The 25,688-nt window shown below is 58.4% G+C and carries 26 protein-coding genes; 10 read left to right on the top strand and 16 right to left on the bottom strand.

Going from position 1 to position 25,688, the window contains the following annotated elements:
* Window positions 1-102: 102 nt before the first annotated feature.
* Entirely contained in the window at window positions 103-399 is a 297-nt protein-coding gene (locus NKG96_RS20140) for a hypothetical protein (RefSeq protein ID WP_254538722.1), read from the top strand.
* Between the two features lie 183 nt (window positions 400-582).
* On the opposite strand, the gene NKG96_RS20135 is transcribed toward NKG96_RS20140, so the two are convergent.
* From NKG96_RS20135 to NKG96_RS20115, 5 genes are all read right to left on the bottom strand, one after another.
* A complete protein-coding gene (locus tag NKG96_RS20135) occupies window positions 583-1,074 on the bottom strand; it encodes a DUF7995 family protein (RefSeq protein ID WP_254538721.1) in 492 nt (163 codons plus the stop codon).
* A 604-nt stretch (window positions 1,075-1,678) separates the two neighbouring features.
* A complete protein-coding gene (locus NKG96_RS20130) occupies window positions 1,679-1,930 on the bottom strand; it encodes a hypothetical protein (protein WP_254538720.1) in 252 nt (83 codons plus the stop codon).
* Between the two features lie 255 nt (window positions 1,931-2,185).
* A complete protein-coding gene (locus tag NKG96_RS20125; protein ID WP_254538719.1) occupies window positions 2,186-2,536 on the bottom strand; it encodes a hypothetical protein in 351 nt (116 codons plus the stop codon).
* Between the two features lie 70 nt (window positions 2,537-2,606).
* Window positions 2,607-2,819 (bottom strand): hypothetical protein, encoded by a 213-nt coding sequence (locus NKG96_RS20120; RefSeq protein ID WP_254538718.1) that lies wholly within the window; start codon window positions 2,817-2,819, stop codon window positions 2,607-2,609.
* 190 nt (window positions 2,820-3,009) lie between these two features.
* Window positions 3,010-3,162 (bottom strand): hypothetical protein, encoded by a 153-nt coding sequence (locus tag NKG96_RS20115; protein ID WP_254538717.1) that lies wholly within the window; start codon window positions 3,160-3,162, stop codon window positions 3,010-3,012.
* 297 nt (window positions 3,163-3,459) lie between these two features.
* On the opposite strand from NKG96_RS20115, the gene NKG96_RS20110 reads away from it, so the two are divergent.
* Window positions 3,460-3,717, top strand: coding sequence for a hypothetical protein (locus NKG96_RS20110; protein ID WP_254538716.1), 258 nt, complete (start codon window positions 3,460-3,462; stop codon window positions 3,715-3,717).
* A gap of 201 nt (window positions 3,718-3,918) precedes the next feature.
* Here the strand turns inward: NKG96_RS20110 and NKG96_RS20105 are convergent, their stop codons facing one another.
* Window positions 3,919-4,233 carry a hypothetical protein gene (locus NKG96_RS20105; protein WP_254538715.1) on the bottom strand — a complete coding sequence of 105 codons (315 nt, stop codon included), beginning with the start codon at window positions 4,231-4,233 and terminating at the stop codon, window positions 3,919-3,921.
* Window positions 4,234-4,370: 137 nt separating this feature from the next.
* Here NKG96_RS20105 and NKG96_RS20100 point away from each other — a divergent pair, with 137 nt between their 5' ends.
* Window positions 4,371-4,610 carry a hypothetical protein gene (locus NKG96_RS20100; RefSeq protein WP_254538714.1) on the top strand — a complete coding sequence of 80 codons (240 nt, stop codon included), beginning with the start codon at window positions 4,371-4,373 and terminating at the stop codon, window positions 4,608-4,610.
* A gap of 215 nt (window positions 4,611-4,825) precedes the next feature.
* Here the strand turns inward: NKG96_RS20100 and NKG96_RS20095 are convergent, their stop codons facing one another.
* From NKG96_RS20095 to NKG96_RS20075, 5 genes are all read right to left on the bottom strand, one after another.
* Window positions 4,826-5,053 carry a hypothetical protein gene (locus NKG96_RS20095; RefSeq protein WP_254538713.1) on the bottom strand — a complete coding sequence of 76 codons (228 nt, stop codon included), beginning with the start codon at window positions 5,051-5,053 and terminating at the stop codon, window positions 4,826-4,828.
* A gap of 76 nt (window positions 5,054-5,129) precedes the next feature.
* Window positions 5,130-6,017 (bottom strand): biosurfactant protein 1, encoded by an 888-nt coding sequence (locus tag NKG96_RS20090; protein WP_497007242.1) that lies wholly within the window; start codon window positions 6,015-6,017, stop codon window positions 5,130-5,132.
* 95 nt (window positions 6,018-6,112) lie between these two features.
* Complete coding sequence (locus NKG96_RS20085; RefSeq protein WP_254538711.1) at window positions 6,113-7,039, bottom strand: transcription initiation factor IIB; 927 nt, start codon at window positions 7,037-7,039, stop codon at window positions 6,113-6,115.
* Between the two features lie 116 nt (window positions 7,040-7,155).
* Window positions 7,156-8,574: an argonaute/piwi family protein gene (locus tag NKG96_RS20080; protein WP_254538710.1), complete on the bottom strand. Its 1,419-nt coding sequence runs from the start codon at window positions 8,572-8,574 to the stop codon at window positions 7,156-7,158.
* Complete coding sequence (locus tag NKG96_RS20075) at window positions 8,571-9,959, bottom strand: hypothetical protein (protein ID WP_254538709.1); 1,389 nt, start codon at window positions 9,957-9,959, stop codon at window positions 8,571-8,573. The genes NKG96_RS20080 and NKG96_RS20075 overlap by 4 nt, the downstream gene beginning before the upstream one ends.
* A gap of 166 nt (window positions 9,960-10,125) precedes the next feature.
* Here NKG96_RS20075 and NKG96_RS20070 point away from each other — a divergent pair, with 166 nt between their 5' ends.
* Window positions 10,126-10,995, top strand: coding sequence for a hypothetical protein (locus NKG96_RS20070; RefSeq protein WP_254538708.1), 870 nt, complete (start codon window positions 10,126-10,128; stop codon window positions 10,993-10,995).
* Window positions 10,996-11,006: 11 nt separating this feature from the next.
* The gene (locus tag NKG96_RS20065) at window positions 11,007-11,783 is read left to right on the top strand and encodes a hypothetical protein (RefSeq protein WP_254538707.1); all 777 of its coding nucleotides are present in this window, start codon (window positions 11,007-11,009) and stop codon (window positions 11,781-11,783) included.
* 273 nt (window positions 11,784-12,056) lie between these two features.
* Here the strand turns inward: NKG96_RS20065 and NKG96_RS20060 are convergent, their stop codons facing one another.
* A complete protein-coding gene (locus NKG96_RS20060; RefSeq protein WP_254538706.1) occupies window positions 12,057-12,920 on the bottom strand; it encodes a DNA-binding protein in 864 nt (287 codons plus the stop codon).
* A 1,684-nt stretch (window positions 12,921-14,604) separates the two neighbouring features.
* Between NKG96_RS20060 and NKG96_RS20055 the strand changes: the two genes are divergently transcribed.
* Together NKG96_RS20055 and NKG96_RS20050 are read left to right on the top strand one after the other, a co-directional pair.
* Window positions 14,605-15,114, top strand: a complete 510-nt coding sequence (locus tag NKG96_RS20055; protein WP_254538705.1) for a hypothetical protein — start codon at window positions 14,605-14,607, stop codon at window positions 15,112-15,114.
* On the top strand, window positions 15,111-15,539 hold the full coding sequence (locus tag NKG96_RS20050) for a hypothetical protein (RefSeq protein ID WP_254538704.1): 429 nt from the start codon (window positions 15,111-15,113) through the stop codon (window positions 15,537-15,539). Before NKG96_RS20055 ends, NKG96_RS20050 begins: the two co-directional genes overlap by 4 nt.
* Window positions 15,540-15,548: 9 nt before the next feature.
* Here the strand turns inward: NKG96_RS20050 and NKG96_RS20045 are convergent, their stop codons facing one another.
* A complete protein-coding gene (locus NKG96_RS20045) occupies window positions 15,549-16,148 on the bottom strand; it encodes a tyrosine-type recombinase/integrase (RefSeq protein ID WP_254538703.1) in 600 nt (199 codons plus the stop codon).
* A gap of 279 nt (window positions 16,149-16,427) precedes the next feature.
* Here NKG96_RS20045 and NKG96_RS20040 point away from each other — a divergent pair, with 279 nt between their 5' ends.
* The gene (locus tag NKG96_RS20040; RefSeq protein ID WP_254538844.1) at window positions 16,428-16,718 is read left to right on the top strand and encodes a hypothetical protein; all 291 of its coding nucleotides are present in this window, start codon (window positions 16,428-16,430) and stop codon (window positions 16,716-16,718) included.
* Between the two features lie 34 nt (window positions 16,719-16,752).
* Here the strand turns inward: NKG96_RS20040 and NKG96_RS20035 are convergent, their stop codons facing one another.
* On the bottom strand, window positions 16,753-17,259 hold the full coding sequence (locus NKG96_RS20035) for a winged helix-turn-helix domain-containing protein (protein ID WP_254538702.1): 507 nt from the start codon (window positions 17,257-17,259) through the stop codon (window positions 16,753-16,755).
* A gap of 143 nt (window positions 17,260-17,402) precedes the next feature.
* Here NKG96_RS20035 and NKG96_RS20030 point away from each other — a divergent pair, with 143 nt between their 5' ends.
* The gene (locus tag NKG96_RS20030; protein ID WP_254538701.1) at window positions 17,403-18,212 is read left to right on the top strand and encodes a nucleotidyltransferase domain-containing protein; all 810 of its coding nucleotides are present in this window, start codon (window positions 17,403-17,405) and stop codon (window positions 18,210-18,212) included.
* On the top strand, window positions 18,205-18,729 hold the full coding sequence (locus tag NKG96_RS20025) for a DUF8154 family protein (RefSeq protein ID WP_254538700.1): 525 nt from the start codon (window positions 18,205-18,207) through the stop codon (window positions 18,727-18,729). Before NKG96_RS20030 ends, NKG96_RS20025 begins: the two co-directional genes overlap by 8 nt.
* A gap of 316 nt (window positions 18,730-19,045) precedes the next feature.
* On the opposite strand, the gene NKG96_RS20020 is transcribed toward NKG96_RS20025, so the two are convergent.
* Together NKG96_RS20020 and NKG96_RS20015 are read right to left on the bottom strand one after the other, a co-directional pair.
* Window positions 19,046-20,317, bottom strand: a complete 1,272-nt coding sequence (locus NKG96_RS20020; RefSeq protein WP_254538699.1) for a phage NrS-1 polymerase family protein — start codon at window positions 20,315-20,317, stop codon at window positions 19,046-19,048.
* A gap of 388 nt (window positions 20,318-20,705) precedes the next feature.
* The gene (locus NKG96_RS20015; RefSeq protein WP_254538698.1) at window positions 20,706-25,634 is read right to left on the bottom strand and encodes a PH domain-containing protein; all 4,929 of its coding nucleotides are present in this window, start codon (window positions 25,632-25,634) and stop codon (window positions 20,706-20,708) included.
* Window positions 25,635-25,688 lie beyond the last annotated feature (54 nt).

Genomic DNA, 25,688 nt, shown 5'->3' with positions numbered 1-25,688 from the left:
CGTGTTTGAGAATCTCCGGTATCAATAGCGCATGTTAGACAGAGAGCGTGAGTCTATCAGTCCGCGAGAAGACCTATACCCTCCTAAGGAAATAGTTAGAATATGGACCGTTACAGCGCAATCGTTGCGACAGCCCTCCTCTCGATACTCGTGCTGGCGTATGCGGTAGTCATCGAGGGGCAGTTGTTCTTCGGACTCGTGAGTGTGGCCGTGATTTGTGCGGTGTCTTTCCTCGCACGACGAGGTGACCGCGAACACGCGACTGTCGTTGGCGTTCTCGGTGGGCTGCTCTCCGCTGCCTTCCTCCTCGGTCGGTTGGAAATCATTCTCCCCGTCTTCGTCGTCGCTGGATTTGCGTATCTGGGATGGAGTATTCGGCGGCACCGACCAACTGCCTGAGTGTTAGACTCGCGGCACGTGTCTAACAGCTGCGTCACCCTGAACCGGCCTGAAAGAAAGTAGTGTTTAGCGGTGGTTGCCAACCCTTCGTCTGCCTACTCCGCTATCGGTTAACCAACAGAGCGACAGAGTAACGAGCAGTTGTTGGTTAAGACGTATAGACGATCCGAGCCGGTCCCCGGATTAGTAATGAACGTCGGCAGGGACAATCCAGCATTCTCCACTCGCCTCAAGACGGCGATCGAGTTGTTCACGGTGGCGAATCCCGTTGCCATGTTCGTCGTACAGTGCAATCGACGACCCTCGATAGGCACCGAGTTGATGGAACGTATGGCGGACGAGGTCTTGGTCGCGCATGATCGCCTCATCATCGTACTCCTCGAGTGCCTCCTTCGCTCGCTCGAGATGGCGCTGGAACGCCTTTTCAGTCGCCGTCCAGCCACGCTCGAGAAGTGCCTGTCCATCCTCGGAGTCGACGGGAGCTGCCACCGGCAGGTCACCCCAGCGTGTTTGCCCAGCAACGGTCGTCCCTTCCTCGTCGAAGGTCACGTAGTAGTCGAAAACTGCTTTCGTGTGTACGCCACCGCCGACCAGCCCATCGAAGACCGTCGTTCCAGCGGCCAGTGCGTCGTCTTCTGTCGATGCTGCTACCAGTGCGTAGATGACCATATGCATTGGAACTCAACTCACTGCCGGCGACCAGCGGACGTCGCTTTGCCCACTGCGCCGGCGCTCATCGCCGGCGCGGACAGACAGGAAGTGACTCCACACCGGCATTCGACTGATCGACTACCTAGTCCGATACGTCTCAAGAGCGCCTCATGCCTATCAATCTCTTAACCAACAGTTTGGAACCAGGCCCCGCTCTTGTTGGTTAATCAGATCGGTGACGTCCATACTGTGTCGAGACGTCGCTATCACTCTCGGCCGTGGCAATGAGTTCATCTCCATCATGCCAGTGGCCATTCGACACCACGGCGTGGTCGGGGCGGCATGTCCGTCTACATTATCGGTTCAGACGCGGTGAAAAGCGGGGAGAATCGACAGACGACGGTGCCTCTGACAGCCCCGCACTGGGAATTCCGATAGTGCTGACTGTCGGTCTATTGGCCGATCAGCGCCCGATCGCCATGCGTGGTCCCGAGAGTGACCGCTAGAGCCTGCCCCCATTCACTATCCGAACCGGAACGCTCGTTACTCGACGTGGGTTCATCATCGTCGAGAAGGACGAGCTCAGCAGATCCGTCGGCGTAGACCGCTCAGGTCACAAGCACGCCGTTCACCACGACTGGATGGTCATGTGGTCGGTCAGGACGGCATCGGCTGAGTCGCGGCTGGCGGCGGGATAGCACGCAGTGCCGTGTCCGTCGTCGACGACCCAGTAGGTCTCGTCGGCGGTTTCGACAGCGATGACGAGTGCGCTCCCCTCGCTGGTCGTCAGCTGCTCGGCGATGCGCGTCGATTCGATCACTGTCGCCGTCTCGCGTTCGACGAGCTCGGCTGCATGCTCTCGGATGTCCCCACCATCCATGCGGGTACGTCACAGTGTCTGACGGATACCGTTTGGGATGGCACCGCGGCTAGTATAGCACTAGTTGTTCGGGGTGAGGAACAGCTGATCGTCGACCTGATAGAGATAGCCTTTCAGTCGGAGCTATTCGATGATTTTGCTGTAATGGCACTTGAGTAACCGAGCGGGCCGTTTGCACTCTGGCTTACCTTATCTACGGTCCTACTGTAACAACTGACGATAGAACGAGTATTCGGCGCTTGTAACCCCCTATCGTCAGAGCACGTCAGAATCGTCGTTGCCTTCAATATCGTCTTCCCAGAGCTTGGCAGCGCGCTTGACTGCGTACCGGCGCTCAGTGATTCCCATCACACGGTTTTCGAGTGTTTCGAGGTACTCTTCAATCTCGCCTTCGGTTTCGGCAACGTAGTAGCCGTTCGTGTTTGCGAGAATTGGCACCCGCTCCTCTTTGATGATGTCCGTGATGATTGCCCGAGTACTGGGAAACGAGCCAATATTATCGGCTTGAATCTCTTCGTTGATCTCGCGGGAAGTGATTGCGTTGTCCTTGCCGACACGATTTTGGAGGATTTCAAGCACGCGTTCGCGGGCTTTATCGTCGTCCATACGACGTTCGATGAACTACCAGCATATAAACATCTAGTGAGTAAACGACATGTCCGAAAGGGCGTCTGGGCTATCGATTTTCCCAGTAGTGCGAACCCAGCTCGAACGTCAGCAGTTTCGCGAGGTAGTCGTTGCCAGCCTTACGTGCCGCTTCGATTGTATCCAGGAGCTCTCGGTCAAGGTCAGCATCGGCTTCCGACTCGTATTCACGGACTTCCGGAATATCGATGTTCAGAGATACATCCTGGTCGACTATGTGTGGTGGCGATTCAATGGCGCTCATGGAACCATCTTGCACTGCCACCTATCTAGATGTTTCGGTAATGTCATCTCACCGAACGACGCGCGTCAGACACTACTCAACGCAGATGATGCATTGATAGCCCAATAGGATCCGAACACCCACTTACTCAGAGTGCCACCTTTTTGGTTATCGGCGAAAAGTTGGATTCTACTGACCCTACAGGTGCAGGTCAGTCGTCTGATAGCAACACGACGGCACCTCCGATTGCCGCAGCTCCCAATGCGACATCAACGGCACGATCGCCCGTCGTGACGACTTCCGGCTGCCCAAAAGGCGGCAGAAAGTCGATTTCCGTTCGGGTCTGTGCTGTTCTGGTGTCCATATTCTCACCTCCGTTATACGCTGTATAATGTCATTCGTGATAAACCCGGTACTCCACTAGGAACGGAATAGTAATCTTATCTTGGTACCGGGCTGGGTGAGGCGACTAACCGGGAAGAATCTGTCGCGGGAAGTGTGGAATCGAGAAGCCAGCAGGGGCCAATTGTAGTGTCACGCGGGTCTTTCCCCATACAGCAGCAGCAATCACCACTCAATAGTTGTTTCGTCTATCAGTATTGTTGTTCGTGGAACTCTCGCAGTGGGCAGACCTTTGCCACTAGGGTAGTATCAATGAGACATGCCTACCATCGCTCCCGGTGAGGGCGAGGCGCTCCCCCAACGCGTCGCCGGCGTCGTCGCCGCCAATAGTACCCCAAACCAACCCGAGACCGTCGCCGAACACGTCATCGTCCAGACGCTCATCCGTGTAGACCGCAGCGACCCCGGGCCGTCACAGACGGTCGTCTCACCGGCGGAGGTCCGCGATGCGATCGTGACGGCCGTCGAGGAGGGGCTGCTCGTCGAGGTCGACGGGCGGTACAAACTCGCAGAGTGAGATGGCAACAATATTAGCTTGAGAAGATAATATCTCGCAATCGAACCCTTAATATCTACTACCATACCGCGCGCAAACCGACTATCGAACTGCCGTCATCGCAATTATCGCCCTCGCTATCGTCTTACTATTCGTCTACGGAGGGTTAGCGGCAGTATGGGTAGTTATCGCTCCGTGAGAGAGCAATGCCCCACAGACGCATTATAGCGTCAAGAATATGACTAGGGCAGCAGGAATTGATGAGTAGACCAGCATTGCGAGCTCGTAGTAGGAGGATGGGAGCCGCTCATCCATTAGGTATGTCAACATAGCGATCGCCCCGAACACGAGTCCAATATTTGCATACCAGACGAGTAGCGGCTCAAAGATCGGATTTTGATAGAAGTGGACGTTGAGCGCGATTGTGTTCGCGAAGATCGATGGGCGACTGATGTAGTGCCTCTCAACGAGCAGACCGATTACGATCAATCCGAAGACATCCAGATGCTGTGCATATGGGATAGATTCGATCCACATACCTGACGCTCGGAGTACTTGGGGATGACAGTTTCATCAATATGTAGTGACGCACAGCGCGCGAACAGAACGCGAGTTCCATTAACCCGAATGGAATCGTCGGAAAGACATATCGATACCCCGACGGTACGACGGGTATGGCGAAGTACCCCAACCGACCGCTGACGCTCGACCCCTCCGAACACGAGGGGATACCGAACAATGCGAAATGCCCCGGCGATAACGAATTTCCTGACCACGAGTGGTTTACGTTCGAAACAGCCGTCGTCGGCGACATCCGACGCGTGATAACCCGGAAATGCGAAATGTGCGGAGAGGAACGGACGATGGTTCCGAAGGCCGAACGCGACCGACTGCTCGGCGGCACCACCGAGTAACACCGGTATGGGAACAAACAGACGGAGAACTACTGTGTGGGAACCACCGATGACTGAAAGACACGCAGACGGCGCCTACCAGCAGAACTGACGAGTGGACCACTAATCCACAACTATGAATCAGGCTTACAGAAGCACCGTAAACGGGTTGAAGCGCTCACCCACGTCACGAAGCGCTCTGCGACGAGGCTCCTTACAGAAGCACCGGAGGCGGCTCACCGCGTCGGTGTCAAGAAGAGTTGCCCCTCAACCTCATAGATGTAGCCGCGCAGTCGGAGCTGCTCGATCGTATCCTGTGCTCCGACAGCATCGAGGTCGCCGTCAGCGAGTATCTGCGTCGCTTCGTCTAGCGTCAGGCCATCGTTATCTTCGAGGGGGTCGCTGAGTTCTTCGAGGGCCTCCGAAGCGGTCGGGCCGAGTGGCGTCGGTGGATTGCGAGACATAACAGCGCCAGATACGCGCCTGTAGCGACTACGTCCATATAACACCTTGTTAGACACGATGACCACCCACGGCTCGCTACCGCTCGTCGCTTGGATGTGGGCCGTAACGGTGCGTCCCGCATCGCTGACATCCCCAGACTGGCTGGCCACTCCAGTGCTCGTTCGGGAGCTCCTCGATACTGCAGAATCGGTGGTCGGTTGACCGTGCGCACTCCCGACAGTCGAGCGTCCGTGTCACCAGCGACTGGTAATCACTGGGCTGGTCGTTCACGTCCTCAGCATCTCGCTGAAGCGCGATCGCGGGCACGAGCCAGTCGTCGCTCGCCTCCTCGAGACGATCGTCGAGTCGACGCTTGTCACGAATCGGTCTGCCACCCTCATCGTAGAGATACGTCGCGTGGGAGCGGGCGGCGCTCGAGTGAGCAGAATCACGCCATACCGTCCGGTCACAAGCATGGTCGAGGACGCGCTCACCGAGTGCTGTCCTCACGCGAACTGCTGCGGGGAGGGCGGGCCACTGGTCGGTTAGTTGTAGTGCTGGCGGTTCGTCGAACGCGTCGACGAGTCGGCAGTCACCAACTACGGCATCTGCGTCTCCATCGGCAAGGAGTTCCGCTGCAGCCGCCCCCTTCGCGAGTGCGCTGTCGGCCGATGACGCTTCGACGAGGAAGTGAACGGCGTGGAGTAGCCTCCACTCCGTCGTTGACGAGGCTCGACTGTTCGATGGATCGATGTGGTTCGACAGACAGAACCGGCATTTCGTCTGACCCGACGGAACTGACGCGCCACACGACCGACACTCGGGCGCTGCATCGCTCATGTTCGCTGGATAGTCGGTGGGCGCACGAGTAGCAGCCGACCGACTCGACTGCCGACCACGTTTCGTGGGACGGTCAGTATCAGAACAATCGGTCACTTCACCCAGCGGTGCGAACTCCTCGAAGTCATAGTGACGTCCGGTCATTGGCTACTCTACGACGCCTTGGTCCTAGCTTCACGGATAAACGCTCGCCTCCCTCCCACCCCTGATACTGAGTGCACCGTCTCTAATTGAGCAGGTCAGTGGGCGACTTCCTGGAGCGTCTTCCAGTGGATTCGTACCGTGACCGCCGTGACGTTCGCAGCCTCGGCGACCGCTGCCTGCGTCACGCCTCGTTCGTGGTCACGGAGCGCGTCGTAGAGACAGGCCGCAGCGACGCCGGAGGGACTGGCGCCCGTCACTACGCCCGCCGACTCCACCTGTTCTGCGAGCCGTCGCGCCTGGTGTCGCACCTCGTTCGAAACGTCGAGTGCTGACGCGAGTCGGGGAACGAACGCGCTCGGGGTCACGGGCTTCGCCGGAAGACCGAGTTCTCGGTTGAGCGTCTTGTAGGCGCTGCGCACGCTCGTCTCGTCGACTCGCGCAGGAATCACGACGTCGTCGAGTGTTCGCGAACAGCCGTTGCACCGACAGGCGCCGTGGACACTCGCCGCGGCCATCGCCTCGATTGACCGCCCGGGTAGCAGTCCCTCTGACTGCGCGCTCCGGAAGAGTTGGCACGCCTGGTCGCGAATCGTTTTGGCGAGGCCGAGTGCCCCGGCGATGCGTCGAACCTCACCCAGTCCGTGTGCGAGATTCCGCTCGGCGGTCGACCGGAACTTCCCGCGTCGGTGCTCCCGTCGAAGTCGACCCAGCTGTCGTCGCTTTCGCCCCGAGAGGTCACTGCCACTCGCGTCGACGTTCCGGCCGATCTCCGTCGACAGGCCCCGGTCGTGGCGTGCTGCCGTGAGTGGGGCACCCGTGCGTTCGCACTCCTCTTGGTCGTAGGCACGCCACTCGGGGCCGTGGTCGATTGGCTGTTCGTCGATGATTAGCCCACAGTCCTCACAGACCGTTTCGACCGCGCTCGTGGTGACCCGGCCGTCGCATTCGGGACATTGGTTCGCGCTTGACTCAACTCGGACGTCCTCGTCGAAGCCAGTTTCGTAGATGTCTCTGGTTGCCATCGTTCTCACCGTATTCAGGGACCCGCCAGTACAGCGGGCCCCTCACCCATTGAGGGGCCGATAGAAACGGATGGCATCGGTACTCCAGTCAACTAGAGCACAATCTAGCTGATGTTCTACATATAATGGTAGTAATGGATGTCCAGACTGGTGTTTTGAGCTTCAGCTTCAGCCAGAATGTTCCCAACGGCATCTGAGATTCCGATTGTAACCGGAAGCTTCGTGCAGAAATCCGAAGTGTTCCAGTCTAGTTTCGTGAACGCCAGCATTTCTCGGCACAGCTTCTGTGGCGATGAGTCACTGACCTCTGGATCCGGCTTGACCACGATCGGCTCCGGGATGTTCGAGGCCGGATACGTCGACAAGGCCGGGATGTACCCCTTCGTGTACAGGTAGTGCTCCTCGTTGTTCGGTGCGGAGACCATCGTGCCTCGAAGCGCCGGATAGATCCCGGAACTCAAGGCCCGGACTGGGTGCCGCTCTCGGACCGTAACGAAGTCCATCAACTCGATGTTCCCGGCACCTTTGATGAAGCCCTCTCGCTCCTCTTCCCAGAACTCCGACCGCTTGTGAAGCACCAGTCGTCGCGGCTCAGTCTTTTTGTGGCTACGGTAGTGCCTGAGAATCTTCTTTACCAGTTGCTTGGCGTCGTCTTCTGCGAGGTGGTTGTTCCCTGGGCCGTGCTTCTCTCCTTCGACGGGGTCGCCTCGAAGGATGAAGTTCTCCCCTGTCTCCAGGAAGACTTGGGCCATAGCTGTCCGTGTCCGGGATTGGTCTCCGCCTCGCTCTTTGTAGAAGGATATCCCGGCGAAGCACGTTCCGTCCTCCAGCTCGGTTAGTTTCCAAGGATGGCCGCGTTGCGCCTTGTACAGTGTTCCGACCGCGATGTTCCATGCGATCTCGGACTTGTCCTGGACGCCCTCACCGCGGAGGGTCTTCGGCTGCATCAGCTGCGTCGGCAACCCGACTTCCATCCCTAGCAGCTTAATCCGGTTGTGGAAGTCGCTGGTCTCTGACTGCATCCGGGCATGGTCTTGGTGGGATGGAGTGCATGCGTCCCACATCGCTTCTGGAATCGCGATGAACACGACGTCAGGCGGCGTTTCCTTGGCGTACAGGACTTCAAGGTTGATCTTGATGATCTCAACCGCTTCTTCCAACCGATCTTTCCGGCTGCGGATCTGTTTCAGGTCCCGGATCTCGCCTCGAGTGATCGTCTGCCGCCACCGCTTCTGCGTGTTGAACGTGAAGTTCAGCGGCGACCGTTCGCCGAGGCCGGGGAACGGTGGTTTCCACCGCTTCGACTTGTCCTCGTCGGCGGTAATCGCCAGCTCCATGTCCTTGAACAGTTTCTCGAGGCCGCCGAGAGACCGGCCAGACCCGATGTACCCGATGTTGATTACCTGGTGTTCGGATTTGCCGGATGGAGTTCTTGGTCCGTATTTCATCAATCCGACTCGGGGGTCGATGGATTCCTCGCCGTCGGCGAACATCAAGCCGGGTTCGTCGAGGACTTCGGCGGTGAACTCGTTCATTGGAAATCTCCTATCCACTTGTTCTGCATGGTGCCGTCCCGTTCGTCGGTGTCTTTGGGCGGCCTTTTGTTGACTTCGAGCATCACGGGGTCTGTCCCGATGTCCAGATTGTCCTGTTTGGGGTCGCCGTAGTCCAGGATTTTCCACCAGTGGTTGATCCGGCTCCGTGTTTTCCGGTTGTTCCCGTGTCGGCTGGGGCTGAACCTGTCGTGTAACGGTTTGGCTTGTTCCCCGGTGATCCGGTTTTCTTTCCCGTTGGTGGTGAACAGGATAGCCGGTTTCAGGGTGAGGAAGTACTGTCCCGAGTATTCGAGGATGCCGATACGGAGTGAGTGGTGGCGGAAGAAGGGTGATTCGGCCTCATCATAGTGTTTTGTGACCTGCCGCCCCTCTTCTTTCCGGACCTCCGCTTCGGGGTCTTCGTGTGGGAAGTAGAGGTGGTAGTCGCTACGGTAGTTTATCGCGATGCAGCCACGGTCTTCACCCTTGGAGAGGACAACGGCCCGGATCAGCCGTTTCCCAATATCGGCGTTCCCTTGGTCGGCTTCTACCCACGACCGGAACCCGGTCACCTCGACCGTGTCCGGATCAATGAACTGTTTGACCGCTCTCGGAATTTCCTCCGGCGGCAACAGGCTATACACCTTGTTCGACTTGAACCACGTCGGTACCGTGAATGGGCGTAGCTTGAATGCTACCTCTTGTGTCGCGCCCTCCACCTGGTCTCCGATGTACAGAGTTTCAGGGTACTCTGTTATCTCGACGAGGTTGGTGGTCAGCTCTGACCTGTCGGTAAAGGGTTCGGCTTCGCGCTGGAAGAAGTCGGGTTTGAATCGGTCGTCTTTCTCGAACTCCTCGATCTTCATCAAGAGCGAGTCGTAGTCGGCCTGGTAGACGTGGGTGTCACTCAGGAACTCCTCGAAATCGTCCATCGAATAGCTCTTAATCTTCCTTCGATGGTCGTCCGAGAGTTTGTCGTTCTCGCAGACCCGGTCGTAGAACTCCTGGATTGCCTCGTCGGTCCGCTTGGTGACGTCGAAGATCTTCCGCCACTCTTTGAAGTTCTCGAGGTTCCGCCCGAAGATGGCCACGTCGAACCGTTTCTCAGGAGACCGGTCCATGTAGTGGAGGAAGTACTTCCCCATTTCCTCGAGGAATTTCTTCCCGTGACGGCGCTGGTTTGTCCACTTGAGCTCGACCCAGACCTCTCGGTCACCCCTGATCTCTGGGAGTTCGTATTTCTGGTCGACAAGCCCGCCATGGGTGGGCGATGTTTCCGTGATGTAATATCCCATCGCCTCCATGTACTCCTGGACCTTGTCACCGTAGATCTCCGAGTTTTTAGCGAGGGCCTCGCGTTCGCCTAGGAGGTTGGTGAGCGCCACGTTATGCCGAACCTCACAATGGAGTACCTAAATCGTTTCGTCGCAGTGAACGGTCCCGGACTCAGGCCGAGAATTGGATGCCTGGCCACGGTATTGGGGGTACCTGATTCAGATTCACTGTTTTCAATACAGTAATTAGAGGTGGTGCTGTTAGCCTCGAATAAGCATGACCTCTACACTGAGCGTAGGGGAGGTAACGGCCCTTCTCTTGGACGAGAGATTCTACTCGAACCCGTTACGCCCTAAAACCTTCTATAAACTGCTCTACTTCGCAGACAAGGAACTCAACGATGTCGGATTGGACACGGATATCCAGCACTTCTGGTACAAGTTCGGAACCATGGCGAAGACCGGTGGATCCCCGGTCACGGTAGACTGGAGTGACGATAGCCGAGAAGTCCGTTGTAGCCTTTCAGCTTCTCAGGTCAGCCTCCCCAGGGAGGAAGAGACAAAGGCTCGACTCGCACTCTCCCGAGCACTCAACCGTCTATACGAACAAAATACGGAGGGGTTGACCGATGACATGTACGAGGACGCGCCTTACGACGTCCAACGCCACTACCGACGACTCGACAAACAGCTCAGTGACGCTATCGACGATAAACCAGATTACCCCGAAGTAGACTCCAGCAGGGAAGCAGTCATCAACACGGTCTTCGATATCATCGATACCTTCCCGGTCGACGACTACCCGTGGCTGGTGCAGGACCTAGATCTCTGGTACTCGGTCGTAAGTGCTGAACTTGATGCCGAAGAGTACCGGCCGCAGAAGGCCCTGAAGGTCTCTGAATTGTTCTGGACCATCTTCTGCATCGACCTCGCCCAACGCGAAAACACCGGGTTGACCCCCGAAGAGATCGCCGAGGAACTAGACACGCAGGACCTTGAAGGTCGACAAGAGGATATCCGGAAGGAACTCGAACTGATAGAGCGAGAACGCTCCCGGCTACACACAGACCTAGAAGAGAACCAAGTAGTGTCCGAAGCCGCTGACGGGGTTGCAATCGCCCTCCTCGGTCTCTCACCCGCCCCCTAACCACCCCCTCCATGACCCGGTACTTCGTAGACACCAACTGCCTGCTCGGACTCACCTTCATCAATGACCGGTGGTACCCTGACGCCAAACGATTGTTCGACACCGACAACACGATTTACACCGGGAAGAACGCCGTCTACGAGTACTGCTCCAGTACCGGGGACAACAGTCGGCGTTCCGCCGACATCCGGTTAGACCGGGACGAAGGCCTGTACGGGGAGAAACGGGCGAAGCTCCGGTTGAAGCTGAGGCAGTTCGGGAAGATGCTGCAAACCTACAGTGACGACGAGCTCGATATTGAGACGGTGATGGACGAGTACGTCGAGCGGTTCGATATGAAGGAGTCCGAGGAGAAGGAGGTGCGGCCTCGGCTCCAGAAGTACTTTGAGTGGTACTTCGAGAAGGAGGGCGAGCTCACTCGGCGGACAGCTCGGGAGGCTGCTCGGAAGCTGAAGGACGTCTTAATGGAGCGGTCAATTAAGCACAAGGACCAGATCGAGGCCCGTGTCTATCTGGAACCGATGCGGGACCGCGAGTATCCCGACGTCGAGAAGCGGTTGAAGGAGTGGCCAATCCACATGAAGAACAACGCGGATATCGCGTTGATCTGTGACGCCGTGTTCCTGAAGGAGGAAATCGGTATCAGCCACTTCGTGACCGGCGACTTCACGGACATCTACTCGAATCAGGACTGGATCCATGAGAACCTCGGGTTCAGCGTGCTGTACTTGCTGGAGACGTTCGCGGGCGAAGAGAAGCCTACAGCAGGACTAGACCTGGACGACTAGTCTGTATAGGCTGAACAGGACTCAAGCGAACGGGTCTGCTTCACAGTCTTCGGTGAGATGAGTTTGTAAATCCATCGTCCGTCCTCCGCCCTTCCAGGGGGCAAATAAACAGACTGCGTCGCGACAGCGGTCCTGTTTCTGGGCACACCACTCCCAAAGCTGTGACTCCGGTTGTGGCTGCCGGCCGACCGGAGGGAGGCCGGGAGCGGAGGGTGGGGCGGCGGGGTTCGGGTCGGTCCGGCACCCAACAAAAAAGAACCGCCCACGCCCCATCTACTGGTCCCACCACCGCCCGCGCTTGGGGAACTCGATGGCCGACCAGCCGGTCAGCGCGAGCGAACACCGCCCTTGGTACCAGTTTTTCGCTGCCGCCCGGAACCTGATCGTCTCGCCCTCACGGACGATGGTCTGGTTCGAGCGCTCCCAGACGGTGAACTTCGTTCGCCCGCTCTCGTCTTCGATCAGTCCCACTTGCTGGATTCGGGGGGACGACGACGCCCAGAGTTCCGTCACGACGCCCTCGACGGTCACCTCGCCGACCGGCACGTCTGGCACTTCAGCGATCGGCACGACCGTCCCTGGGACTGCTCGCTGCTCGTCCAGCACCTCAAACACTGCCTCCGTCAGGTTCTCTCGACCAACGGCCCGCTTGGCCAGTTCCTGTGCGACGACTGCTCGCGACCAGCCGCCATCGACCCGCTCGTTGATCCGGGCTGCCTGCCGATTCACCTCGGCCAGTTCCTCCTTTGTCAGCACCGCCTGGGGCGCCACGTCCGGCTCCGCTTCGTCCTCCCGCCCACATTGCTCGGTCACGACCTCGCGCGTTCGCTCCGCCCGTCCCTCCTGCTCGCTCAGCGTCGCCTGTTGACTGATGTGCGCCAACTCTGCCTCTCGCGCCTTGATGCGCTCTTCCTGTGCGAGGGTCTTCCCGACCATGTGATCCGGGCCGTCTTCGACCCGCCCGTCGGGGTGGTTGGCGTCCACCTTCGCCTGCACTTCCTGATCGACGCTCGCCCGGAACTCCGGGGTCTCCTCGACGACTTCGAAGCCCTCCTCGTCGACCGCACCTGCGTTCGTCTGTTCGAAGCCCTGTTCATCGACCGAAACTACTTCACTCGTACCGTTAGTACTCGACATTGCTGTCTGTCCGACGGCGCTCACACAGCGCCCGACCGCCGCGATGCTACTACATCGCGGCTTTTCACACGAAGACGACCAGTCACGTGCGCGCTCTCGCTCGCGCCGTCGCGAGCGCCCATGGGGCGCGAGCGAGAGCGCCGTCGGACGATGAACCAACCAGCCCCGCGCGTCCGACCCGCCCGGAGCGAGCGGCCAGCGGAGTATGCGTGGGGGGTGAGCCACGCGAACCCCCGACGGATACCCGCTGGCGCGAGGGCACATCCACTTCAGCCCGGAACAGCGGCGACTATCGGGAGCCGCTGCATGCCCGGAATGGTCGGTCGCGAGCGAAGCGAGGCGCGACTGCAGGGAGCGCCTCGATAGCGAACGGCGACCGGGAGGAGCCGTGAGCACGCGGAGGGCGGCAGCGGCGAGCGGGGCGAGCCATCCCAACCACCTGCTCAATCGGATTTGACGCTCAGTGATCCTGTCGCAACCTTGGAGGACTCAGAACAGACAGGGTTACCTCGGCCATCCCCTGGCCCTGTAAGCACCCTGAGGATGAGGTGCGTAGTGGGGGCCGCGAGACATTGAGCGATCGATTGCCCGCGGGCTGGATGTGTACGCTTGACGAGCGTATCCTAGAGTTTGTCGAGGAGGAGCCGCTGTCAGGTCCTAATCTGATGGCCTCCGTAATGCGGTTCGACGCTATTGAGCGGCGGATTCGAGAACGGTGTCGGATGCTAGCGCAAGCAGGATTGGTGGCTCCGTTGATGGGGGACTACCAGATGTATGAGATTACGAGGGCAGGGAGCGGTATCTGGAAGGCGATCTTGACGCGGAGCATCAGACCCGTCCGAAGATAAGAAAATAACGTACGAGTGTATGATTTGCGGTACGATTGTTGAGATAGCGTCAGATGAAACCCCGACTGAGGGAATGCTGAGGCACTTTGATACGGCGCACGAACCGTCGTGGATGGAAGGATGACTGCTTGAATAGGAAGTGCTATTTTGAGAGTGCCAACTCTGCCGAGTACGTCGCCCACGAGGGCTGAAAATCATCACCCCAACCCCCCTTCTTTTCCACTCGGAATCCACGCTATGTCTGGGAATTAGTGCCCTTGTCGAACCACTTTCACCCCGGTAACGTATCTATTAATAGACCCGATTCAACGGTGTGATAGAATTCGGATAGAAAACCCGAATTGTGACACAGTTCGTGTAGCCCAATATCTTCTAGAGTAGGCTGGACTAGCATCTTGGCGTCATATCGTATTACGATATGACCTGAGTCAGACTCATGATTGAATCCAGACAATGGGGTGGTACGCACCCTAGATATTTTTAAGTCCGGACGTGTTACTACCCGCTAATAAGTCAGGTACGAACTGAACAAGGGGGACCGAGCCTGTTAGAGCAGGCTCCGGGTCCCCCACACGAGTATGGGTTCCCCGGCAGCGGTCCACCCTGACAGCAAGGCGATTGCAACCCATGATTCTTGCTGGAGTGGATTAAGCGTTACTCTACTGGGCGAGTCGAGCTGCTGCGATAGTCAGCACGTGAGTTTCGACACGATACAAGAGCAGATACGATCGGTGAATAGCGGCCAACCAAGTGTTGCGGACCAAATCCGAACGGCGGAATGGTTCGCTCGACAGGGGTTGACCGCGGCCAGCGAGGAGACGGTCCGACGGTCCGAAGTGGACGAGGAACTCGGCGATGAACTCGACCACACGGTCGAGACGGTCCTCGACAACCTCGAAGCGGTGGGAGTTGTCGAGGAACTCGAACCCTCCGGTCCGTCTACCTTCATCCTGAAAGAGCGGACCGGCGAGTACCCCATGGGTGAGGACGTGGACCTTGGCGCACACGTCGACGAGGAGCGAGAACGGTTCCTCGAAGACCTGCACGCACGCGAGGCCGAGCGAGAAGCAGCCCCGCTTGCAGACGGGGGCGCGGACGAGTCGACGCTACGCGGTGTCGCGTCGCAGGCCCTCGACGTCTCGCCAGAGAACTTGGAGGATGCGATGGCCTCCGGTGAGGAGGCCGAGCGGATGAATAAACTCGACAAGGTCGTCGGGGCGATCAAGGACTCCGACGAGGTCGAGAAAGGGGAAGGCTACGACCAGATAGGCTTCCGGAACGGCGCGCTCCGGTACCGGCTGACCCACAAAGCGGCCGGGACTCCGATTCGAGGTGGTGCTGCATGAGTTCCGGGAAAGCGCTCGCGGCCCTCGTGGGTCTCGTTGGTGCCGTCTCGATCCACGACCATCTGACTACCTCAAAGCACGACCGCGTCGTCCGGAAGACGGCAAAGAGTATCGAGAGAGAAGCCCCGGAGGCAACGCTCCACGTTGACCATGAGTCCGGGGTCGGCAACGGGCAGCCCGATACAATCGAGAGGTACCGGCCCGACATCACGGTCCGCGACTTCCCTCGGTTTCTGGCCATCGAGATAGAGACGAGGGACTCGCTGGACACCCACGCCAGCGAGCAGCTCGAAGCGTTCGCCTCCAAGCGGAACTACACCGCCGTCCTGGTGGTCCCTTCGTCGACCGTTCCGGTAGCCGAAGAGTTCGTCGAGAATCGGGTCGACGCTGACGTTCGAGTCGCGACGCCCTCGAACGTAGTGTAGCGGCCCCGGTCAGGCGAGGGACATCGCCTCGCCGATTCTCCCTTCTGTCGGCTCTGCGAGGTACGGTTCGATAGTCGAGTAGTCGCTCCACCCACCAATGGACATCATCGTCCGCACGTCCACCTGCCGCTCGACTAGGTGGTATGTCGCCCACGAGCGCCGGAGATCGTGGCTCGACACCTGTAGCCACCGTTCGGACTGCTCGGCGTCCTCGGCCACCTCCGCAGCGGCTTCTTTTACCCACCGGCGGACACTCGACTTTGAGGCATCGACCCATGACTCTCCCGTCCCGCGGCCCCGCTCGCGTGAGAATCGGCGGACATTCGCCTCGACGTCTTCGGGCATCCAGGCGTCGCATAGCTTCGGCTCGCCCCCACGGGTGTTCTTCCCTCGAATCTCGACGAACCAGCACCCGCCTTTCTCCGACCACCGGAGTTCAGCATCGCCGGGGTAGTTCACCTCGTCGGCGCGGAATCCACACCGGCCCATCAGCATGATTGCGATCTCTCGTTTCCAGTCGGCCCGAGCAGCGGCGGCGTCAAGCCCGGCGAGTTCGTCACGGTTAGGCCAGCACTTCGTCACACCGCCCGAGTCGTCGACGCGAACCATACACGGGTTTGCAGGGCAACCCGTCTAGTCTTTGCGGTGAGTGCTCCCGGATTGGAGTCGAAACAGGGGGCTGTGCGGTCAGAGTAAGCGAGTTGTGATACAACTCGCTCGATCAGCAGAAGGTCTAAGATCAGCCACTCCTGTCCGAATCATCTGTTAAGAATATTCACTACTCTCCAAACCTCCGTCTGACGGGGCATAGGCGGGGGTGCCTAGCAGATAGAGTGGCCTGAAATATTGTGTCCAGCGAGATTGGAACTCCTGAGTGAACAGTGGCCAGTGACGACGGAGACTATCACTCCGAGTAGCGCCAGTGTCCTATCGGAAAGCAGCGTTGCCGATTACGAAGACATTGGGCGAAAAACGTCTCCGATTCTTCCTGCAGAAATCTACCCCGCGTTACTCGTCTTCGAGCGCTGTGCAGATATCGGTGTGACGGCGACCGTCGAGTGTCCCCATTTCGAGGGCGATGTCACGACGTTCCTCGTCGGTCTCGGCCGCCTACCGCTCGTAGAGTCGACGGACCTCCTCGCCGACCTCGGTCGAGGAATCAGTGCTGGATGTCATTGACCAGGTGTGCAGTCGTGGTCGCCGTGCGTGGGTGTCAGTACTCCTCGAGTGCGGTCTTCTCGGAACCGATAAACGCCGTCACTGCGTCGACGAGGTCCGCACCGAGCCCAGTCAGTTCGTAATACGAGTACAACCCGTCTCGGTCGGGGACCGATTCGCGACGGTTGGCCACGAGCCCGGCGTCGACCAACCGATCGAGGTGATAGTGCAGCCCGTTTTCACTCCGACCGAGGCGCTCGCCGAGTTCTTTCGCGCTCAGTCGCTCTTCCTGCTGGAGGGCGTACAGCACGCCGAACCGGGGGCGTGCGGCCACCTCCTCGAACAACTCCAGATGTGCATCGAGGTCGAGGAGCGCGGGCTCGCCGAAGAGGTCGGCCGTGAGGGCGTCGATGGCGTCCCCATCGTCGGCACCCGACGCCGATGCGGATGAGCCGTCGGCCATACGTGCGGCAACGAACCGCGAGCACATGAGGTTAACGGGTCTTAACCTCATCGCAGTCTCGCGTCTCGGTATGCTCGGCCCAACCGACTGCTCCCTCATGGTCAAGTACGAGGGACGACCGATGCGCGAGGTGCTATTATCTTGACCTCTGGGCTGTCTCGAACATGAGTCGTAGTATCCGGGCTCAGTCTCCCGACCAACTAAATATAAAGTATAAATAGTTTGGTGTGCTGCAATGCCGTATGCAGAATCACAGTTCAACAGAAGCCCCAGGTGACCCCCCCGACTCGGATCGGGGAATGTCGATCGAACTCGCGCTCCCTGTTCGAGATGCCGACCTGTTTAAGCACGGTGCCACGACATACATCCTCAACTTCCTCAGCGACAATCCCAGTATCAACGTCTCACTTCGACAACTCTCGAAGGTCGTTCCCCTCAGCGAGCGGGCGACCCGCGAAGCTGTCGACGTCCTTGAGGCGAATGAGCTTGTCGAGACGTTTCACAAGGGCAATGCGCGGCGGGTCCACATCAACAGGGAGCGACTCGACAACCCGGACGACCCGATTCGTAGCATCCCACAAACGAACTTCCAGACGCCCGTGCGCGTCGCGTACCACTATCTGGAAGACGAACTCGACGACGTCCTGGGTATCATCCTGTTCGGGAGCGTTGCCCGAGGGGAGGCCGACCGCCAATCGGATATCGACCTCTGGGTCCTCGTCGGTGGCGATCATATGCAGCAACGACACCACGCGAACAAACTCGCCAAACGCCTCGAGAGACTCCAGATTCCGCCAACCATTGCGGTCGTAGACGCAGTGAACGCCGATTTCGAAAGCGGCTGGGCCGACCTGAAAGAGACCCTCGAAGCGGACGACCAGGACTGGGCCTCCGCACACCGATATTCGTTCGAGATCCTCGTCGAGACGCCCCAATCGATCATCAATCAACTGGAACGAGTCGACACGGAGCGGCTGTTCGGGACGGGAATCACCCTGCTGTCCTCAGAGACGCTCGACCGCGTCAAGCAGGAAGTTCTCGATCATGAGTGACCCAACGCACTTGCTCGAGGAGATTTCGGCAGCCGAAGACGCGTTTGGCCACGCACATGGGCAACCGACGTTCGAGCCCACACTGAACCCCGGTCCCGATGCCAGCGATGGGGAGGTCCAAATCCAGAAAGCCTGCCGGTTGATCGAGCTGACGAACAGAATCGATGAACTGGGCGAGTACTACGGGGCGATTCTCGAACACTCGTTCATCGTCATCGAGCACACGCTCCAGGGATACCTGCTAGCGATGACTGGGACTGACGCGAGGGAGTTACGGGATCATACATCACCCTACGAGTTCGCGAAGGGACAGGTCCCCTTGGAAGACAGCACGATCGAGTCGCTCAAAACGCTGTACGATGCACGCCGGACGGAACACTACTACGGGACGACCGTCACGACGAAGGAACAGGCTCGTGCGATGCGGCGAGTCGCCACAACGGTTCACAAGCATATCGTCACGTTCGATCCACAACTCGAGCGGTTCTGTCAGTGTTCGTCGATCGACAACGCGTAAGTACTCGACCCCGTCACACTGTCGGCGAGCCCGCTCAGAATGTTCACGCTCCTAGCGAGCGGTCGCCCAGTCGGTGAAGTCCGCATAGACATCGTCGCTGGTCCGGTCGTCGCTCGTCTCTGTGACTGCGATGACGCCGGTTAGGGTTGCCGAGTCGTATTCGCGCTCGTAGTCAATGATTGTCCTCGCCGATGAGAGTTAACCAACAGATACTACTTTCAACGACGTTCTGTTGGTTAAGACCACGAAACAGGGACTCGTAGCTGATAGCAAGCAGGCGACGAACCGTCACAAGGATGCTGACGGTCCTCGTGAACTACTCGGAATCGTCTCGGAACAATCGCTTTGCTCGATTCCACATGGACGCTGTCGCTGGCGGTTCGTCACACTCGTCCGAATCAGTCGCGTGGCGATTGTGGCCAGCGTCCAACTGCTGGTCAGGATCTGTGTTGTGCTTGAGCCGCTCGAGTTCGGCTTCAAGCGTCTCGATCCGTTCAGCTTTCTGTTCGAGCGTCGCTTCGAGGTCGTCGACGCGGTCTGCCAGCAACCGGTTGCGCTCCTTGCGGTATGCAGTACTCCGCTCCGTATCGTCATGGTTGGTTCCGGTAGACGAGCCACCAGTTGCAGACGACGGCTGCGTGGCCTCATTACTGAACTCCGGGTCGTAGAATTCCGAGGTGGTTGCGACTGCCCGTTCGATGGTTTTCTCACCGTACGTCGACCCATCTGCGTAGTGGATCTCGTCCCACTTCTCTCGCAGCAACCCTGACTGCCGGAACAGCTGGTTGATCCACGCGTGGTCGCCACCGGTCCAGAACGCCAGCAAACAGCACAGCGCCATGTCTGCTTCCGAGTGACTGTTGTATCCGGCTACCGTCCCGTTCCAGAGCTGGTCGAACTTCTCACCGTTCGAAGCGGCTCGGGCTTTCTCGAGGAGGTCGTCATCGGTGAGAGTGACATCTGTCCTCGGTGCTTTGTTCGTTCGCCCGGCCGCTTCGCCACTGGTATCGTCACCACCTGTCGAATTCGTGTCCGTCTCTTGGACGTACTCACGGTGAATCGCTGTGAGGGCATCCTGCCGACGCGCGATGCTCTGGGGTCTTCCATCGACGTGTTCACCGGTCACGGTAAAGAAGCGAGCGCTGTCGTACATCTCGATGGCCCCACGACGATTCCGTCCGTCCGGGAGCGTCCCTGTAACGAGTACGTGGAACCCAGTCCCAGAGGGCGAGCATTCCGTGTAGGAATCGAAGCGCTCGATGATGTCGCTCGCAGCCTCGTCGATAGCACCGCTGTCGGGGTCACGACCGTCATCGAGGTCGATCCCGACGAGTGGATCGTCCGCGGTGAAGACGAACCCGATTCCATCGGTACTCGTCGTCGTTCGAAGATACTCCACGGCCGTCTCGCTCTCCGTCCACGTCGTCGAATCAGTCGCCGATGCGTACTCACCGGTCCGTGGGTCGACCGGAACTTTCGTCGGTTTCCCATCGCGCTGTTCGGTCCGCCAGCAGACCCACTGGTCGCGAGTCGTGAGTTTGTCAGGGAGCCGATCGAGATCGATGTTCGGTGGTGAAGTGTGAGTCATTGGCTACTTCCTCGAAATCTGGTTCTGGTTCCCGCACCCCTTCGGGAACTGAACGACACCACCGCCGCGGAAGCGCGACGCTTATCCATACGTCCAACGGCCTCACCCCCCGCTATACTAGTTGGTTTTTGCCTGGAACAGGAGCGAAATAGCGAGGAAAACCACCAGACAGCGGCGTGTTCCATGCATTGTTCCACCCAAGAGGCGTGTTCCAGGCAATGTTCTACCCAATGTGCGTGAATGAATTGCAGTACTGGATGGAACAGCTGCCTGAGACAGTCCACTGTTCGACAGTGATACTCCGAGCAGAGTCTTATGTGGGGTTGTGAAGATTCGTGGCAGGCTGGATGGTGAAGCGACTGATGGGCCCCTCGGGAGTCGTCCGTGCTCACGATATCTCACCCTCCAGCGACTCATCTCCATCGGTGAGTCGGATACCGGTGTAGCAGCGAATCAACTCACCCTCACGTCGAACACGGCGCGTCTCGATATCGAGATGTTCACCGAGGCGCCGACCGAACCAGCTCTTCGAGAGTGGCTCGACATCGTGGGCTCTCGCGTTCGTAGCGTATGCACGATAACAGTCGTCCTTGGGAACGACAGAGTCCGAATCCAGCCTGAGGCGAGTTGTGATGAAGTGCTCGAGATGGGTTTGGGTATCCATTTCGCTCGATGGGGCGGCTGAGCGGCCGACTGACGAAGCATCACGCTGATCATCACGTTGTGTTACCGACCCAGAGCTAGCGCTTTGTTCCCGTTCTCCTGCCTCGCTCGGATCTGCGCTCGATTTCGACGGTGAGTGCAGGTCGATCGTCCCGTCAATGAGTGCCGAGACTGGATGAATATCGCCTGCAGAATAGATAACAACTTCACCATCTGTGTGAACGATAGCGATGGCATAGGTCGTCTGCTCGACAGCTGACGAGGAGAGTGCAGACTCGGGGACGAACGGGCGTTTGACGGTCACCCACTCAGCTTCGAACGCGTCCTTGGTCGGATACGTTTGAGTCTCACCGCGGTCGTAAACGACGAACGTCTCAGTTTCGCTATCATACGTGTAGAGTGCCGGAAACACGGCTCGTGGCGCGTCATCGATAGCTGACACTTGAGCGTGCTCGGTCCCCGAGCTATCGGAAAGAACGTATCCGTCTTCATCAACGCACCAGATGGTCTGCCGGGAGTCTTCAGCTCCAGCAGTCGGGCGGACAGCGGTCACGCCGTTGGCCGCTGCGGCGCCACCACCGTATGTGATTGGGTCGTCGTACGTGTACAATCGCCTCTCCCCCTGTACCTCCTTGACCGGTGGGTGAAGGATTCCAGTGACACGGTTCGCCCAGTACGTCTCTGTGTCGTCTGTCTCCACGACGAATAGCGGGATGTGTCTTGCTTCGTGAGCACGCTTGAGATTGGTGAGAACTTTCACTGGCCGGTCTGGTGTCGTCGTCTCCGCCTCGATCGCGAGCGGAGCATCGAGTGTCGGGTGGGTAGCCACACCATCCGGTTGTTCGCTTCCGTCCTGTTCGAGGATATCGACTGTGAAATTGAGGCCAATCAGGGCCCGTTCAATAGCATTGAGTGCATCGTCATGGGCTTCGCCCCCGGACGCCCGCACCGACCCCGTATCAGGTACGGCAGCGCGTTCACCAGCATCGGTGAGCCTGACGATTACTGTCTCGTGGTCGGCATCAAGTGAGACGTCGATGAATTCTGACTGCGCTCGGAGTTCGCCGAGGGTCTCCTGTGTGGGCTGGTCGTGCTCAGTCGTTGTGAGTCGAGATCGGAGATCACTGTCGACTGTCGAGGCAGGGACCCAGTCGTTTGTGTCGCGTAGGTCCTCTCGAAGCTGGACTGCACGAATCGAACTGGCCATGAGAGTGCCAAGATCATTCGTCGTTCCTGGCTCGCTGGGTGCGGTTGCATCCCTCCCGTGAATTGACGAAGCACTCTGGCCGATGGTATCTTCACTCCTAGACGGAGTGAACTGCTCGGCGGTTCGCTCGCACATCGCTGTATGGAGCGCTTCGAACTTGGAGACCTGCTCATCGGTCAGCGGATTTTCACTCTCTGGATGGCCTTCTGGGAGTGGAAGCGGCGCGAGACTGAATGGGGCGGGCCCCGTTTCGCCAAACGTAGGACTCGGTAAATCAGCGAGTGTCTCACCAGGGGGGAGTCGATTTAGTCGATTTCGGATGGCCTCGGGTTCGAGCGCATCATGAGCGAGTGACTGGATGACACGGTCGTCGGCCGATATCTTCCCGAAAATCTTCGTATGGACATTTGTCAGTAGCTCCTCGTACGCCGTCGGATTGGTATGCGCGACCTGTCGGGGATACTGCATAGCGAGTTCGACACTGAGTCCGAAGGAGCGCGATTCGGGGAGTAGCTGTTCCGCCATGAGGTCAGTTGCAGCAATGGGGGCAGCTTCGTCGATGATCAGGTTGGTAATCGTTTCGTACTCAGCTGTCGCTTCTTGTCGGCGTGTCTGAATCGCATCCCAGAGTGTCGAGAGAAACACCATGATGAGTGCATTCTGGGCCCGTGGTCGGAGTGCGCCGAGATCGAAGAGAAGCACTGCATTTTGATCGAGGAACGCTCGGAAATCGAAGCACGGTTCGGCATACGTCTCGGTGGCGTCGTCCCACTCGGGGACATAATTGAACAGTCGATAGAGATAGGGGTCGTTCTTGAGCTTATCCAGCCGGTTGGCAACTGCATCCATCGTCTGATGGAATTGGTGGTCATTCTTGGCGAAGTGCCGTCGCAGCGAGGCTTCGATGTCACGCCGACCATCGGAGATCGTCGGGAGCTCTTGATTGTGCTGCATGTCCAACGCGGCCTCAAACAAGGCATCAAGACCGATCGCGTCAGCACCGTACTCCTCGTCGAGCAACGCCTGAATCAGATACCCGATGATGTCGATAGCGACGTAGGCCCGTTCGTACTGTTCACGACCCATGACGAGCCGCAGTACCTCATGGAAGTGCTCGACAGTATCTTGGACCGCGAGTTCACGATCGCGTCCAGTCGCTAGTGCAGGCCGGATATCGATAACAGAGAGTGCTGGGAGTCGCTCGGGGATATCGAACGAATAGACGTCGTCGAATGCACCGAACCGGGAGAAATGCGAACGAAGATACTCCTGGCACATCCCGTCGCCCTTCCGATCAAAGAGGACGACTGGTCCCGGAACACTCGCATGCGCTGAGAGCGCGTCATTAATCATCGCCGTTGATTTCCCGGCCCCAGACGACCCCCAGCGACCGACGTGTTTCGTGAGAAGTCGCGGCGGCAGACTTACAAGCTCGGTTGGCTCGCCGGTCTCTCCGATTGCTCGTCCAAGGGCCACACCAGACGCGAATTCCTCGAGTGTCTCGTCGCTCGGCCGTGGGAGTGGGTTACGACTCGTCTCTTCTGCCCCAGTCGTTCGAGCGCCTTCTGTCGAAAGCGACTCGGCGTCGGGAACGGTGATGAAATTCGCAATTTCACTGGGGTTGCAGACTAGCTCAGGCGATGTCTGCCATGGGAGTTTCCAGCGACGTTCTGTGACAACGTCGCGATTGAGCAGTCGGCGCAACGTTTGGCGAACGTGATCCTGTTTGGTCGACTGTCGGAACCCGTTCGATGTGAGCCGCTGGCCATCGAGACCGTAGTAGTGTCCGTCGAGATGATCGAAGACGGTACTGAGCGTCTCGAGTCGCCGATCAGTCGATGCTTCGTCCTGTGGCGTCTCGGCGACTGTGAGTAGTCGGAGGTTCGCTACAAACGTGTGGCGTGGTTCTTTCTCGTCGATAGCGGCCACATGCTGCTCATCGTGGGGGACCGTCTGGTCTTCGTAGTCCTCGTACCCCCAGAGCATCTTCGAGAGGGCATCGAGTACAGTCTCCGCTAATCCATCCCGACCATGGCGAATATCATGTTTCCGGTTGTAGGCCTTCTGACTCCAGTCAGACCGTCGCTGAAACACCGATTGAAATACAGTTGGCTGTTCAGCCTCGGCGAGCTGGTCGACGAGGGGTGTCAGTGGGGCCTTTGCACGCTCGTCGGAGCCTGTCTGAGAGGGGTAGCTCTCGAATTGTGCGAGTGGTGTCATCCAGTCGCCCTCTCCGTGCCATTCGATGCCTTTCAGGGTCACATCGTCGCTCTCAAGGCTCGGTCGTGCGAGGATTTCTGCAGTCGTTGCCTGTGGCGTCTCGATAGCCGAGGGCTGGTGAGTACCGTTACCATCGCTGCTACTGTCCTCGCTGTCGTACTGCGGTAGTGGCGGCTGTGTACGTTCGTCAGGTACTCCCTCAATACGTGTTCCACCATCTGCCCGCTGAGTGTTCATAGAGGGAGACGAGCGAGTTTCTCGGAGAGAGGAAGGGTCATGAGGTGTACACTGGACATCTCCACGCTCAAGTGCGGTCTGGAACTGCTCCGGTGTATATTCGGTTGGTGGGACGAGCTTCGTCTCAAGATCGGCTCGGACTCGTTCAATATCGAAGGCTTCGGGATAGGCAGTCTCCAAATGCTGTTCAAGAACACTCAGTCGCTCAGTCGCGGAGTAGTAGAACTCGACTGGTGCGTCGGCACCTTCAGTAACTATGAGGAACTCGAACGTCGGTGGTGAGGAAGATTCGATCGGCAAGAATCGGGTAAGTCCTTGTTGTACAGGCTCTGCCTCGACGTTTCTCAGTCCACCAATATGCTGGAGAACGTCGTCGGCCTGCAGATCGTCGTGGGCAGGCGTTACTCGAAGATACTCTCGCTGTAGCTGGAGCGGCGATGCATCGTCATCCAATTCGGAAAGCGTGGACCGTGCCTGTTCGATATCGTTGAGACCGCTGAACACGGGCTGACGCGTCGTGTCGCTTGTCGTTGTAAACCTGAGGTCACCATAGCCCAGGAGCCGACCGACCACCGTTCGCCGGCAGTCGATTGCCTCTATAGAATCTAAGGACAGCGTTTCGGTATTCGATGTCGGGTACTGCTGAACGACAAGCCGCTGGGTCGTAATCGCGTATTTCGTAGTGAACCCACGATAGAGACTCCAGCAGATGTAGAGGCCCCCAAGCGGAACCAACCCGAGTGGAAGTGCCGAGAGCCATCCAAACGAGTAAACAACTGGTGCATCCGCAAGCGAATCTGGGAGGTGGTTTAAGAAGATGTTACCGAACGTGCCCAACTCGAACGCACCCATGTACGTCAACCAGCCGACGACGAGAGCTCCGATTCCCCCGATTAGTTTGACTGTGAGTGCTCGCCATGCAATCTGACCGTACCAGCGAACCTCCTCTGAAGCAGCACACGGTACCCAATCTGGGGAACCTTCGGTCATGCATACCTCCTCGAGAGTATTCGAGCTGGTTCGCGACACAGTCCCACCGATCGA

Source organism: Halomarina litorea (assembly GCF_024227715.1).
GTDB lineage: Archaea > Halobacteriota > Halobacteria > Halobacteriales > Haloarculaceae > Halomarina > Halomarina litorea.
This window is presented reverse-complemented; position numbering and strand designations above follow the sequence as displayed.